This window comes from Pseudomonas sp. AM14(2022), from assembly GCF_036346455.1.
Classification (GTDB): domain Bacteria; phylum Pseudomonadota; class Gammaproteobacteria; order Pseudomonadales; family Pseudomonadaceae; genus Aquipseudomonas; species Aquipseudomonas putida_A.
This window is the reverse complement of record NZ_JAOTNY010000012.1, coordinates 148512-162755: the sequence shown is the minus strand read 5'-3', so window position 1 is coordinate 162755 and position 14244 is coordinate 148512. Positions and strand designations below refer to the sequence as shown.

The following is a 14244-nucleotide window of genomic DNA, read 5'->3' as shown; positions in this document are numbered from 1 at the left end:
GAACGATAAGCACTGATCGGATTTAAGCAAAGCAGCTTTACCGGCAATTTACCTTCAACTTACGTTTCAAGGTGTGAGGCAAAACACTGATACACAAATGAAAACGGCCTGGACAGGGCCAGGCCGTTAACAATTGTAAAAGCGCTTATTTCAGAACGGCGAGTGCTGCGTCGTAGTTCGGCTCTTCAGCGATTTCCTTGACCAGTTCGCTGTGCAGGACGTTGTCGTTCTCGTCCAGCACTACCACGGCACGGGCGGTCAGGCCTTTGAGCGGGCCGTCAGCGATGGCTACGCCGTAGTTTTCGATGAATTCGGCACCGCGCAGGGTCGACAGGTTCTGCACGTTTTCCAGACCTTCGGCGCCGCAGAAGCGGGCCTGGGCGAATGGCAGGTCAGCCGAGATGCACAGCACCACGGTGTTGGCCAGTTCGTTGGCCTGAGCGTTGAACTTGCGTACCGAAGTGGCGCAGGTCGGAGTGTCGACGCTTGGGAAGATGTTCAGCACTTTGCGCTTGCCGGCAAAGTCTTTCAGGGTAACGTCGGACAGATTGCCGGCAACCAGAGAAAAGGCTGGCGCCTTGGAACCGGCTTGTGGCAACTGGCCGTTGACTTGAACCGGGTTGCCTTTGAGGGTGACTTGAGCCATGACTTTAGTCCTTCTTAACGTGGTTATTGAGCATGCAAGAGGCCGAAGTTAACCACGAAATTGTCCGACGACCTATGCCCTGACAGAAAATTGTCAGGGGCCTGCGCAAAAAATTGTATACAACCGCGCAACGATCCTCTGTAGGAGTGAGCCTGCTCGCGATGGCGGTGTATCAGGCAGCTATTCGCTAACTGAAATGACGCCATCGCGAGCAGGCTCACTCCTACAGAGGATCCGTGTGGTCTGTAGTGCTTTTGCTGCTTGTTAAAACGCCGGACTGCATCTTTTATTCAGACACCTGTCGATTCATGCGCGGCCCATTCGACTAAACCATGAATCCCCCCAGTCCCTGGAGAAACCACCATGCGATTCATGATCCTTGTCAAAGCCAGCGCCGATTCCGAAGCCGGCATCATGCCCAGTGAAGAGCTGATCACCGCCATGGGCAACTTCAACGAAGAGCTGGTCAAGGCCGGCATCCTCATCGACGCCGATGGCCTGCATCCGAGCAGCAAAGGCGCGCGCGTGCATTTCTCCGGCGACAAGCGCACGGTCATCGACGGCCCGTTCATCGAAACCAAGGAGCTGGTGGCCGGCTACTGGATCTGGGAAGTGAAGTCGAAAGAAGAAGCCATCGAATGGGTCAAGCGCTGCCCCAATCCCATGCCGGGCGATTCTGATATCGAAATCCGCCAGATCTTCTCTGCCGAGGATTTCGGCGCCGAATTCACCCCCGAAGCCCGAGCGCAGGAAGAGCGTGTGCGCGAGCAAGCAAAGAAAAATGCCTGACCCAACGCCACGTTGAATTTGAAATTGCCATCGCGGGCAAGCCACGCTCCCACAGGCATCGAGTCGGTCACAGGATTTGTGAGCGCTTCAATACCTGTGGGAGCGTGGCTTGCCCGCGAAAGCGTCTGCACTGACACCACACATTTGATTGATCAGCTCACCACCCGACTGAGACCCCGTAGACAAAACCAAAGAATTAATCCCTTCGACTGGCTAACTCCCCATTAGCTGCTAGCGTCAATCAGACGTGTCCTACAGGCTTGATAAAAAAGGAAATACGTCCAACGGCCGAGAAGCGCCAGGACGTCCATGCAGTAGCCACCAGGGAAACGGGGATCATGTCGAAAAAATTGGGGATTCGCGCCCTGCTGCTGGCGAGCTCGCTGGCGCCTGTGTTCTGTGCTCTCGCGAATAACGCCGAAGAGGCCAACAAAAGCAACAATCCGCTGAACTTGGCGCCCGGCGCCAACCTGCAGGATTACTACACGCCGAAGCTGTTCGACAGCAACCTGCACACCAACGATGCCTTGCTGCGCGGTACTTTGCCGATTGCGCCCAACGATTTCATCGGAGTACCGCAGCTACTGCGCGCAACGATGCCGATCAGCACCCGCCCCGATCCGCACGGCGGCTACAGCACGGGGATTGGCGACCTCAACCTGTTCGACATCTTCCTGCTCAAGACCGACGGCGTGCAGTTGGGCATCGGCCCACAGATCACCGCGCCGACCGCTGCCGAGGACGAACTGGGCACCGGCAAGTGGCAGGCCGGCCTCGCTGCGGTAGCGATCGATTCGTCACCCCGCGGCCTGCTCGGTGCGCTGGTGCAGTACCAGAGCTCGTTCGCCGGCGACCACGACCGCGCGCATGTCGAAACGGCAACCCTGCAGCCGTTCATCATTCATAACCTGGAAAAAGGCTGGTACCTGCGCTCCACCGGCACCTGGACGTTCGACCTGAAGAACAACACTCACTACATCCCGATCGGCCTGGGTGCGGGCAAAGTCTGGAAGTCCGGGAGCAATATTCTCAACGCCTTCCTCGAACCGCAGTGGACCGTCGAACGCAAAGGCGATGGCGTGCCGCAATTCACCCTGTTCGCCGGGATCAACGTGACATTCGGAAAATAAGGACATCGCCATGCACATCGCTTTACGCGCCGCCGGTTTCAGCCTGATGACCCTGTTCGCCAGCTGCGGCGTCGGTGCTCAGGAGCTCGAAACCCGTATCGGCAAGATCGCCATGGAGGGCGAACTGCCGGCGCATGAGTCGATCGCCAAACTCTACGCCGAGCTGGATTTCCAGCAAGCGACCCAGAGTTACCTGTGGGCCTTGCCGCTGGTGTCCTACGCGCAGTGGCAGGAAGAATTTCGCGACAAGCTCGGCGCGCGCAGCGGCGATCTGCTGGTGCTCAACAGCTACGAAGACAAGCTCGGCGTGATCACCGCCAATGCCACCACGCCGTACATTCTCGGCTTCGTCGACCTCAGCGAAACCGGGCCGCTGGTGATTGAACTGCCACCGGGACCGACCGCCGGCGGCATCGGCGATTTCTGGCAGCGGGCGATCATCGACATGGGCCAGACCGGCCCGGACAAAGGCCAGGGCGGCAAATACCTGGTGCTGCCGCCGGGCGCGGAGCCACCGGCCGATGCCGACAAGTATTACCTGGCCAAATCGGAAACCATGAACGTGCTGGTGGGCTTCCGGGTGCTGGATCCGGATCCGGCCAAAGGCAAGGCGCTGGTCGAGAAATTCAAGATGTACCCGTACGCCAAACGTGCGGAGCCGAGCAAGACCCGCCTGCTGTCGCCTGACGGTAAAAAGTGGTCGGGCACCCAGCCGCGCGGCATCGCTTACTGGCAGCGGCTGCACCAGATCATCCAGAAAGAACCGGTGAATGAACGTGACCGCTTCTACATGGCCATGCTCGCCAGTCTCGGCATCGAGAAGGACAAACCCTTCAACCCCAACACCCAGCAGCGTCAGGCCCTGGAGTCCGGCGCGCAGGTCGGTGAACTGATCGCCAAGGCCAACACCTTTGCCAAGCGCTTTCCTGACGCGCAGTACTGGCCCGACCGGCATTGGGACACGGTGCTGAACATCGCCGAACCGTCGCAACGCGTGGCCTATTACGACCAGTTGTGGGAACGCAGCGCCTGGTTCTATGAAGCGGTGACCAACACCAAAGGCATGGTCTCCAAAACCCCGGGCCTCGGCCAGACCTACCTCGGTGCCTACACCGATGCCAAGGGCGACTGGCTCGACGGCGGCAAGACCTATCGCCTGCATGTCGGCGCCAACCCGCCGGCCAAGCAGTTCTGGTCGATGACCGTGTACGACATCGACAGCCGTTGCCTGATCGACAATCCGCAGCGCAAGGCCGACCTGTCCTCACGCCAGGATCTGAAGAAAAACGCCGACGGCTCGGTGGACCTGTACTTCGGCCCGAGTGCGCCCAAAGGCTTCGAAAACAACTGGGTGCAAACCGTGCCCGGCAAGCACTGGTTCAGCTACTTCCGCCTGTACGCGCCGACCGAAGCCTATTTCGACAAGAGCTGGAAACTCGACGACATCACGGTCGTGCAATGAATAAGGACGCCGCATGAACACACGCAATCTATGGCTGACCGGTATCACCCTCGCCCTGAGCAGTAGCGCCTGGGCCGATTTCAGCGCCAGCCCCGAAGAAGCCCGAGGCATCGCCAAGGACGCTTATCTGTATGGCTTCCCGGTCGTGGAGATGTACAAGACCCTCTACACCCAGGCCGTGGACAGCAAGAGCCCGAACTTCAAGGCACCGTTCAACCAGATCGGCAACACCGCCAAGGCCTTCACCGCCAAGGACACCGCGTTCGTCACGCCGAACGCCGACACGCCCTACTCGTTCGTCTGGATGGACTTGCGCAGCGAACCGCTGATCCTGACCTTGCCGCCGATCGAAGAGCACCGTTATTACTCGGTACAACTGATCGACGCCTACACGCAGAACTTCGCTTATCTGGGCACCCGCAGCACCGGGAATAACGGTGGCCATTTCATGATCGCCGGGCCTGACTGGCAGGGTCAGCAACCGATCAACATCGACCGCCTGGTGCGCAGCGAAAGCAACATCGCCTACGCGCTGTACCGCACGCAGCTGTTCGACGAAAAAGATCTGGGCAAGGTCAGGCAGATCCAGAAAGGCTACAAGGTCGAGCCGCTGAGCAAATACGTGAAACAGAAAGCTCCGGCGCCAGCACCGAAAGTCAGTTGGCCGAAACCGACGCCGACCATGAGCGAAACGCCGGAGCTGTTCCGCTACCTGAACTTCATGCTCGCCTTCACTCCGCCGCAGGACGTCGAAAAAGACCTGCTCGCGCGCTTCGCCAAAATCGGCATCGGTGCCGGTCAGCCATTCGACCTGAAACAGCTCAGCGCCGAGCAACGCAAGGCCCTTGAAGACGGCATCAGTGACGCCAAGGCCGAATTCGCCGCGTTCAAGAAAGACAAGGTCGACACGCACGAAATCAGCAGCGGTGACCTGTTCGGCACCCGCGATCACCTCAAGGGCAATTACCTGTATCGCTACGCCGGCGCCAACATGGGCATTTTCGGCAACTCTGCCGAAGAGGCGAACTACATCGGTTATTTCGTCGACAAGGACGGCCAGCCGGTCGACGCGGCGAAACACGACTACACCCTGCATTTCGACAAAGGCGCCCTGCCCCCGGCCGACGCCTTCTGGTCGCTGACCATGTATGACGGCAAGAGCAAATTGCTGGTGGCCAACCCGCTCAATCGCTACCTGATCAACTCGCGGATGCTGCCCGACTTGAAGCTCGATGCCGACGGCGGGCTGACCCTCTACGTGCAGCACAAAAATCCCGGCAAGGACAAGCAGGCCAACTGGCTGCCGGCACCGAACGGGCCGTTCTACGGCGTGTTGCGCCTGTACCTGCCGAAGCCGGAAGTGGCCAGCGGCGAATGGAAGATGCCGCTGCTCAACCCGGTCAACTCAAAACAATAAACGGAGCCAGTGATGGTCAAGCCTTACGTTGTGCGTCCGCTGCTGGCGCTGTGCATGATCGGCAGTACTCAACTCTATGCAGCTGAAGGTGGCGTGGGCCGGCCAATCACCGGGCAACAGGTGTATTCCAACGCCGGGATCATCCCGCCCGAACCGGGCTGGGTAGTCTCGGTCACCAGCATCTGGTACGACGGATCGCTCAAGGGCAGTCGCGGCGCGCCGATTTCCGGTGAAGTCAGTGCCGGGATCGACATGAAAGTCTCCTACACCATGACCAACCTGACGCACATCTGGGACACCGGCAAAGGCCCATGGAACTTCGCCTCGGCAATCGGCGTTCCAGTGCAGTACACCGACATTGACGCGGCCATCACCGGCCCGCGCGGACGCACCCTCGGCACCAGCGATTCCGGGACTCAGTTCGCCGACGCGCTGGTCACCCCGATTGCCGCCGGCTACCACTTCGACGAGTTGAACCACATCGCGTTCTCCCTGCCGATCTACGTGCCGACCGGCGCCTACAACGACAATCGCCTGGCCAACCCGGGGCAGAACAATTACACGTTCATGCCCACCGTGGCCTTCACCCATCTGGATGGCAAGGGTGGCGAGTTCACCCTGTCCAGTGGCCTGGAGTTCTACACCGAAAACACTGCCACCGATTACCGCAACGGCAATATTTTCACCCTCGACGCCTTGTGGACTCATGGCTTCGGCAGTGGCTGGAGCGCCGGTCTCGCGGCCGGCTACATCCAGCAGGTCACCGACGACAAGGGCCAGACCGCCGACAGCCTGAATGGCTTCCGTGGCCGCTCGGTCGGCGCCGGGCCGGTGGTCGCCTGGAGCGGCAAATTCGCTGACGCTCAGGCCAACATCAGTGCGCGCTGGGTGCCGGAGTTCGACACCAAGAACCGACCCGAAGGCAACGGCATTGCCGTCAACATGACCCTGGCGTTTTTCTAGACCGGCCACAAAGGACTGTCCCATGACCGCACTCACCGACCTCAACGCCCTGCAAGCGAGCATCGCCGAAGCCGTACTCGGCCAGGATCAGGTCATTCGGCAGATCCTCCTCGGCCTGCTGGCCAACGGGCACTTGCTGCTGGAAAGCCTGCCGGGGCTGGCCAAGACGCGCACGGTCAAGGCGCTGGCCACGCATCTGGACGCGAAGATGAGCCGCATCCAGTTCACCCCCGACTTGCTGCCCTCGGACATCACCGGCGCCGAAGTGCTGCATCAGGTCGCCGGGCAAAACGAGATCCGCTTCCAGCCCGGCCCGCTGTTCGGCAATCTGATCCTCGCCGACGAGATCAACCGCGCCCCGGCCAAGGTCCAGGCGGCGCTGCTGGAAGCCATGGAGGAACGGCAGATTACCGTGGCCGGCACCAGCCATGTGCTGCCGGAGCTGTTCATTGTGGTCGCCACGCAAAACCCGATCGAGCAGGAAGGCACTTATCCGTTGCCGGAAGCGCAGATGGACCGGTTCCTGATGAAGGTGCTGCTGGATTACCCCAGCGCCGACAATGAAAGCCAGGTGCTGCGCCTGTTGCGCGCCGAGGAGTTTGCCCAAGGCGCGAACACCGCGCCGAGCAAGGGCTTCAGCCTGTCACAGGAAGTGATCTTCGCTGCGCGCAAGGAGGTCAGCGCGGTGCACGTATCACCAGCCATCGACCGCTACCTGATCGACCTGATCAACGCCACTCGCCACCCGGCCGATTACGATGAAGACCTCGGACGCTGGATCAGCATCGGTGCCAGTCCCCGGGGCGGCATCGGCCTGGATCGTTGCGCGCGGGCCGACGCGTGGTTGCAGGGCCAGGATTTCGTCTCGCCGGACAACGTGCGCGCCGTGGTGCATCCGGTGCTGCGCCATCGCCTGCAATTGAGCTACGACGCGGTCGCGGATGGCGTGACTGCCGATCAGGTGCTCGACCGTTTGCTGGATAAAGTGGCGATTCCGGCATGAACACGGAGGGTCTGGTCTACGTGTCTCTGGCGCAATTGATGGCGCTGGAATTCAAGGCCCGTGACCTGAGTTTTCTGGCGCGTCAGCCTCAAGGCAGCATCCTTGCCGGCAACCATGCTTCGCGCTTGCGTGGCCGTGGCTTGAACTTCGATGAGCTGCGCCGCTACCAGCCCGGTGATGATTTACGTCACCTCGACTGGCGCGCTTCGCTGCGCACCGGCAAACCGGTGGTACGCACTTTTACTGAAGAGCGCGATCGCCCGGCGTTGATCGTGGTCGATCAGCGCATGTCGATGTTCTTCGGCTCGCAACGCAGTTTCAAATCCGCTCTGGCCGCAGAACTCGCGGCGCTGGCGGCGTGGATGGTGTTCAACGCCGGTGATCGGGTCGGCGGTCTGGTGTTCAACGATCAGCGCATCGACAGCATCGCGCCGTTGCGCAGCCGCAAACGGGTCGAAGCCCTGCTCAGCCGCGTGGCGCAACAGAATCAGGCGCTGAACGCGGCCAATCCCGACGCCGAAGACGAGGACCAGTTGGACAAGGCCTTGCAGCGTTGCCTGGCGCTGGCCGGGCATGACCATTTGATCTGCATCGTCAGCGACTTCGCCGGGGCTGGCGAACGTACCTTGCAGTTGATGCGGCAACTGCGCGCGCATAACGACGTGATTGCCCTGCAAGTCTACGATCCACTGGCCTTGAAGCTGCCGAGCGATGGCCGGCTGCTGGTCACCCAAGGCCAATTGCAGGTGGAACTGGCTGTCGAGAAACGCAGCGTGCATCAGCCGTTGGGTGATTATCTCGGTGGCCGCCTTAAGGACGTCGCCACCCTGCTGCGCCGCAGTCAGGTGCCGCTGATGATGTTCAGCACCGCCGAAGAGGCCCACGCGCAATTGCGCGCCGAGCTTGGCAAGTCTGCCGGCCCACGGCGATGAACCCGAATATCCCCGACATCAGCCAGCTCAAGGAGCTGAGCCTGCCGGTGCCGGTGAGTTATGCGCCTCAGACCTGGGGCTGGTGGCTGTTGCTGGCGTTGTTGGTTGTGCTGGCGTTGATGGTTGGCGTGCGCCGTTATGGGCAGTGGCGACGGGATCAGTATCGGCGCGAAGCGCTGGTGCGGCTGGCGCAGTTGCGTGAACGCAGTGCTGATCTCAATGCCCTGCGCGAGTTGCCCGAACTGCTCAAACGAGTGGCCCTTTCGATGCCAACCCAATCCCGGAACAGCAACACACGACCTGTGGGAGCGGGCTTGCTCGCGAAGGCGTCGGCACATCCAACATTGATGGCGCCTGACACAGCGCTTTCGCGAGCAAGCCCGCTCCCACAGAGTCCTGCGGCGCTGGGGGGAGATGAGTGGCAAGGGCTGGCGCAATTACGTAGGCGCAGTGCTGACCTCAATGCCCTGCGCGAGTTGCCCGAACTACTCAAACGCGTGGCCCTTTCGATGCCAACCCAATCCCGGAACAGGAACACACGACCTGTGGGAGCGGGCTTGCTCGCGAAGGCGTCAGCACATCCAACATTGATGGCGCCTGACACAGCGCTTTCGCGAGCAAGCCCGCTCCCACAGAGTCCTGCGGCGCTGGGGAGAGATGAGTGGCAAGCCTTTCTGCAGCAGCACTGCAAAACCAGGCTGCCCGATGACTTCAGCGCCCAACTCGCCCAACTCGCTTACGCCCCCGACGCCACCTTGCGCGCCCTCCCCGCCGAACAGCGCCAGGCGCTGTTCGACACCTGCCAACATTGGGTGGAGCAGCACCATGTGGCAGCTTGATTATCCGTGGTTGTTGCTCCTGCTGCCGCTGCCGTGGCTGACCTTGCGTTATCTGCCCGCGTATCAGGAAGCGCGCAGCGCCGTGCGCGTGCCGTTTTTCGGCGCCATGAGCCGCGCCGTCGGGGAAGCGCCGAGCCGGGTCGGCAACCGTCAGACCCCCTGGCAAATGCTGCTCAATCTGCTGGTGTGGACGTTGATCCTGCTCGCCGCCGCGCGCCCGGTGTTCGTTGAAAAACCCATCGAACGCCAGCAACCGGTGCGCGACCTGATGCTCGCCATCGACCTCTCGCAATCGATGGAAACCGAAGATTTCAGCAATGCCGATGGCCAGAAAATCAATCGCCTCGCCGCCGTCAAGCAGGTGGTGCAAGGCTTCATCGACAAGCGCAAGGATGACCGCATCGGTCTGATCGTGTTCGGCAGCGGTGCCTATCCGCAGGCACCGCTGACCCTAGACCACGCCAGCCTTGCGCTGTTGCTGGCCGACACCGGTATCGGCATGGCCGGACCGAACACCGCCATCGGCGATGCCATCGGTTTGAGCCTGAAGCTGCTCGATCAGGCGCACGAACAGCAAAAAGTGCTGATCCTGCTCACCGACGGCAATGACACCAGCAGCGCGATCACCCCCGACCACGCCACGGAGATGGCCGCCAACAAGGGCGTGGTCATTCACACCATCGGCATCGGCGACCCGACGGCTTCCGGCGAAGCGCAGGTCAATCTGCGCGGGCTGCAACAGATTGCCCAAACCACTGGCGGGCAGTTCTTCCGCGCCGAAGATCGTACGGCGCTGGATCAGGTCTACAGCACCCTCGATCGCCTCACGCCGCATCAGGTGAAAACCCTCAGCCATCAGCCGCAACGCGAGTTGTTCCATTGGCCGTTGGGCACGGCACTGGGGTTGTTGGCGCTGTATCACCTCGGTGCCCTGCTGCGCCCGCGCCTGGCGCTGGCCCGCCAGCGGCAGGAGGCCTGAGATGGAGATCAATCTCAGCGACTTCCACTTTTTACGCCCGCTGTGGTTGCTGCTCGCGCTGTTCGCCGCGCTGCTGCCGCTGCTCTGGCGCCGCAGCCGCGACTTGCAACGGCGGCTGCGCAGCAACATCGCCGAACACTTGCTGCCGCACCTGCTGGTCACGCCAACGGATCAGCAGCGCCTGCGCCCGGTGCACTGGCTGTGCGCGGTGTTGGCACTCGGGGCGCTCGCCGCCGCCGGGCCGACCTGGGAGCAGGATCGCCCGGACTTTCTGCAGGATCGCGCGCCGCTGATCGTCGCCGTGGATCTGTCGCCATCGATGGACGCCAGCGACGTGCCACCGACGCGCCTGGAAGCGGCCAAGCACAAACTCCACGACCTGATTCAGCGTCGCGCCGGCGCCCGCACCGCACTGATCGCCTACGCCGGCAGCGCGCATCTGGTGTTGCCGCCGACCGACGATCCGGCACTGCTCGACACCTTCATTCAGGCGCTGGGCACAGGTCTCATCGACAAACCGGGCAAGGACGTTAGCGCCGTCATCGAGCAGGCCAAACGCCTGCTCAGCGCCGAGCAAACCCCGGGCAGCCTGCTGCTGATCACTGACGGCGCTGACGTTGCACAGCTCGAAGGTCTCGACAAACAACTCGACGACAACCAATTGCAGGTACTGGTACTGGCGGTCGGCAACGCGGATGGCGGCGTGATTCAGGGCGCCAACGGCCAGCCGGCAGTCGACAGCAACGGGCGTCCGCTGCTTGGCCATTTCGATCCGGCGGCACTCAAAAAACTGGCCGCCGGTCTCGACGCCCCGCTGGGCAGCCTCACCCTCGACGACGATGATCTGGACTGGATCGAGTTGCACGCCCAACAACATTTCCAGAGTGCCAGCGCTGAACAGCAGCAATTGCACTGGAAGGACGCCGGTTACTGGCTGTGCTGGCCTCTTCTATTGTTGGCGCTGCTCGGTGTGCGCAAGGGCTGGAGTATCAACTGGGTACCGGCGCTGCTGTTGGTCACAAGCCTTGGCTGGCCTGCCGCACCCGCCCAGGCCAGCGCACTGACCGACGCGTTTTTCACCCGCGATCAGCAAGGGCGCTGGGCCGCCGAGCATGAGCATTGGCCGCAAGCGGCGGCGCTGTTTGTCGATCCGTACTGGAAAGGCGTGGCGGCCTATCACGCGGCGGACTACGACCTCGCACTGGCGACCTTTGCCCGGCTGGACACGGCGCAAGCGTGGTTCTACCTGGGGAACATTTACGTGCGGCGTTTCAAGTTCGATCAGGCGATTGCCGCTTACACCCAGGCCCTGCAAAGACAACCGCAATTCCCCGAGGCCACAGCCAATCTGGCGCTGGCGCAGGCGTTGCTCAAGGACACCGACAGCGCCGAAAAGAACGCCCCCGAGACCAAACCGGACGAAGTGAAATTCGACAAGGCGCCGGGCAAGGGCCAGAGCAAAAAGGTCGAGACCGAGCAGGCAGCGTCCGACGCGTTGTGGCTGCAGAACCTGAGCACCTCGCCGGCGAAGTTTCTCAGGCAGAAATTCAGTTTGCAGGATCAGTCGGGGGCCAGACCATGAACCGGGTTGCGGCCATCGCGAGCAGGCTCACTCCTACAGGGGATTTGTGCGCGCCGAAAATCTTCTGTAGGAGTGAGCCTGCTCGCGATGGCGCCCGCCTGATCACCGCAACCCTGCTGACCCTGCTCACCAGTTGCCTGTTCACAATCCAGGCCTCTGCCGCCGAACCCCAACTGAAAATCCAGGCCCACCTGCAACCCGCCGAAGGCGCCATGGTCGGCGGACTGGTCGAGCTGCAAGTCGACGTGCTCACCGACACCTGGTTCACCAGCGCCGCCACCCTGCCCGAGCTGAAACTCGACGGCGCCCTGGTCACGCCGCCGGACGGCCAGGCCCAACACCTGAATCAGACCATCGACGGGCAATCCTTCAGCGGCTTGCGCTACAGCTACCTGATCACCCCGAATGTCGCCCGCCGCTTCGACATTCCGCCGTTGACGGTCAGTGCGACACCCGGTCAGGCCAGCACAGCGCTCAGCGCACACAGCCAGCCATTGCACTTCAGTGCCGCTCAGCCACCCGGCTTCAAACCCGGAGAAACACCGCTGGTGGCCAGCGATGTGCGCTTGAGCCAAAGCCTGATCAACTCGGCAACCCCGTTGAAAACCGGCGACAGCATCACCCGGCAACTGATCCTGCAAGCCGATGGCGCACTGGCGATGGCGCTTCCGGTTCCGCCATTGGCTGACGTGGCCGGCCTGAGTCGTTACCTGCTGGCCCCACAAGTTACCCGCCTGGACGACGGTCGCGGCAACGTGCTCGGTGGGCAGCGGATCGACGCCGTCATCTACCGCATCGACAAGGCTGGCGCCTACACCCTGCCGGCCATCGCGGTGAAATGGTGGGACGTCAAAACGCAGCAGAGCCGCATTGCGCAAGTGCCGGCAGTGACCTTCGAAGCCGCAGCCAACAGCGCCTACAAACCGGTGTTTTCGATCACCGACGATCTCCGGCAGCTCGGCCGCAACAACCCGCACTTTTCCACACGCGGGCTGCTGTGGCTGGCGCTGCTCGTCGTGTGCATTGGCGCCGGTTATTGGCTGCGTCCGGCGCTGATGCGCACCCGGCACCAATGGCAGGCACGCAAGCACGCGCGTCGACTGGCCTGGGAGCAATCGGCGGACTTCGCCTGGCAGCAGATCAACCCGCAACTGCAAGCTCAACCGGCGCAATTGAGCGCCTTGTATCTGTGGCTGCGGCGCAGTCGCCTCGGGCTGCAACTGGTGAATGCCGGCCCGCGCCTGCAGGGCCTGTTGCGCGGGCTTTATGGACGTGATCCACAGACTGCACAAACACTCGCTCAACTGCATGAATCGTTGACTACGCTTCACAGTCAGGCCGAACAACAGGCGCACAAACCGGCCCCGGCCCTGCGCCCGCTCAACCCCGTTCATGAAAGGGATTTCCCATGACCAATCCACCGCAGCAGCGTCAACGTTTCAGCCTTGCGCTGTGGTTTGCGCTGGCATTGCCACTACTGGCCCAGGCCAGCGAGCCACTGCCGTCATGGAACGACGGCCCGGCCAAAAAACACATCATCGAGTTTGTGCAAGCGGTCACCGATCAGTCCGGCAAAGATTTCGTCAAACCCGCCGATCGCATTGCCGTGTTCGACAACGACGGCACCCTGTGGAGCGAGCAGCCGATGTATTTCGAGTTGCTGTTCGCCCTCGACGAAGTCAAGCGCAATGCGCCGCAGCACCCGGAATGGCAAACCACCCAGCCATTCAAAGCCGTGCTGGAAAATGATCATAAGGCCCTGGCCGCCGCCGGCATGGACGGGATTATCAAGATCTTCGGCGCCACCCACACCGGCATGACCACCGAGGCTTTCGACGACTACGCCAAGACCTGGCTGAGTCAGGCCCGACATCCGAAGACCGGCAAGCCCTACACCGAAATGATCTTCCAACCGATGCTGGAAATGCTCGACTACCTGCGCAGCCAGGACTTCAAGACCTACATTGTTTCCGGCGGCGACACAGGGTTCATGCGCGCATTTGCCGAGAAGGTTTACGGCATCCCGCCGGAACAGGTGATCGGCACCACGTTCGTCACCGCGTTCCAGTTCAAGGACGGCAAGGCTTCGATCCTGCGCACCCGAAAACTGGCGCACAACGATGACGGCCCGGGTAAACCGGAGAGCATTGATGCAGTGATCGGCAAACGGCCGATCCTCGCGTTCGGCAACTCCGACGGCGACCTGCAGATGCTGCAGTGGACCGCCGCCGGTCCCGGTAAACGCTTCATGGGGCTGGTGCACCACACCGACGCCAGACGCGAGTGGGCCTACGACCGAAAATCCGATATCGGGCGACTCGACAAAGCCCTCGACGAAGCGAATTCCCGTGGCTGGACCGTGGTGGACATGGCGACCGAATGGCGCCGGATCTACCCGTTCGATCCACCGGCAACCGGGCAGGTGCAATAAGAAAAAGCGTGATGCAGGACTGCAAGAAACGTACGTCGCAACAACGACCCCCGCGATAAGGAGCAAGTCAG

At 61.8% G+C, this 14244-nt stretch carries 12 protein-coding genes and 2 pseudogenes; 13 read left to right on the top strand and 1 reads right to left on the bottom strand.

Annotation, left to right across the window (positions count from 1 at the left end; genetic code table 11):
• Nucleotides 1-145 precede the first annotated feature (145 nt).
• Nucleotides 146-646 carry a thiol peroxidase gene (gene tpx / locus V3W27_RS22205; protein WP_007968505.1) on the bottom strand — a complete coding sequence of 167 codons (501 nt, stop codon included), beginning with the start codon at nt 644-646 and terminating at the stop codon, nt 146-148.
• A gap of 363 nt (nt 647-1009) precedes the next feature.
• Here tpx and V3W27_RS22200 point away from each other — a divergent pair, with 363 nt between their 5' ends.
• The 13 genes and pseudogenes from V3W27_RS22200 to V3W27_RS22140 all read left to right on the top strand — a co-directional run bounded on the left by V3W27_RS22200 (nt 1010) and on the right by V3W27_RS22140 (nt 14173).
• Nucleotides 1010-1435, top strand: a complete 426-nt coding sequence (locus V3W27_RS22200) for a YciI family protein (protein ID WP_096797339.1) — start codon at nt 1010-1012, stop codon at nt 1433-1435.
• Nucleotides 1436-1773: 338 nt separating this feature from the next.
• A complete protein-coding gene (locus tag V3W27_RS22195) occupies nt 1774-2565 on the top strand; it encodes a hypothetical protein (protein WP_247269106.1) in 792 nt (263 codons plus the stop codon).
• 10 nt (nt 2566-2575) lie between these two features.
• A complete protein-coding gene (locus V3W27_RS22190; RefSeq protein WP_330207568.1) occupies nt 2576-4027 on the top strand; it encodes a DUF1254 domain-containing protein in 1452 nt (483 codons plus the stop codon).
• A gap of 13 nt (nt 4028-4040) precedes the next feature.
• Nucleotides 4041-5444, top strand: coding sequence for a DUF1254 domain-containing protein (locus V3W27_RS22185; protein WP_330207567.1), 1404 nt, complete (start codon nt 4041-4043; stop codon nt 5442-5444).
• 12 nt (nt 5445-5456) lie between these two features.
• Entirely contained in the window at nt 5457-6407 is a 951-nt protein-coding gene (locus tag V3W27_RS22180; RefSeq protein ID WP_115989893.1) for a transporter, read from the top strand.
• Between the two features lie 22 nt (nt 6408-6429).
• On the top strand, nt 6430-7410 hold the full coding sequence (locus V3W27_RS22175) for an AAA family ATPase (protein ID WP_330207566.1): 981 nt from the start codon (nt 6430-6432) through the stop codon (nt 7408-7410).
• Nucleotides 7407-8342 (top strand): DUF58 domain-containing protein, encoded by a 936-nt coding sequence (locus V3W27_RS22170; RefSeq protein ID WP_330207565.1) that lies wholly within the window; start codon nt 7407-7409, stop codon nt 8340-8342. The genes V3W27_RS22175 and V3W27_RS22170 overlap by 4 nt, the downstream gene beginning before the upstream one ends.
• Nucleotides 8339-8779 (top strand): annotated as a pseudogene (locus V3W27_RS22165) (DUF4381 domain-containing protein); the annotation flags it as partial. The gene V3W27_RS22170 and the pseudogene V3W27_RS22165, both read left to right, overlap by 4 nt.
• Nucleotides 8771-9181 (top strand): annotated as a pseudogene (locus V3W27_RS22160) (DUF4381 family protein); the annotation flags it as partial. The pseudogenes V3W27_RS22165 and V3W27_RS22160, both read left to right, overlap by 9 nt.
• On the top strand, nt 9168-10160 hold the full coding sequence (locus V3W27_RS22155) for a vWA domain-containing protein (protein ID WP_330207564.1): 993 nt from the start codon (nt 9168-9170) through the stop codon (nt 10158-10160). The pseudogene V3W27_RS22160 and the gene V3W27_RS22155, both read left to right, overlap by 14 nt.
• A 1-nt stretch (nt 10161) precedes the next feature.
• Complete coding sequence (locus V3W27_RS22150; protein WP_330207563.1) at nt 10162-11742, top strand: VWA domain-containing protein; 1581 nt, start codon at nt 10162-10164, stop codon at nt 11740-11742.
• Nucleotides 11739-13154 (top strand): hypothetical protein, encoded by a 1416-nt coding sequence (locus V3W27_RS22145; protein ID WP_330207562.1) that lies wholly within the window; start codon nt 11739-11741, stop codon nt 13152-13154. Before V3W27_RS22150 ends, V3W27_RS22145 begins: the two co-directional genes overlap by 4 nt.
• Nucleotides 13151-14173 carry an HAD family hydrolase gene (locus tag V3W27_RS22140; RefSeq protein WP_330207561.1) on the top strand — a complete coding sequence of 341 codons (1023 nt, stop codon included), beginning with the start codon at nt 13151-13153 and terminating at the stop codon, nt 14171-14173. The genes V3W27_RS22145 and V3W27_RS22140 overlap by 4 nt, the downstream gene beginning before the upstream one ends.
• The last annotated feature ends 71 nt before the right edge of the window (nt 14174-14244 follow it).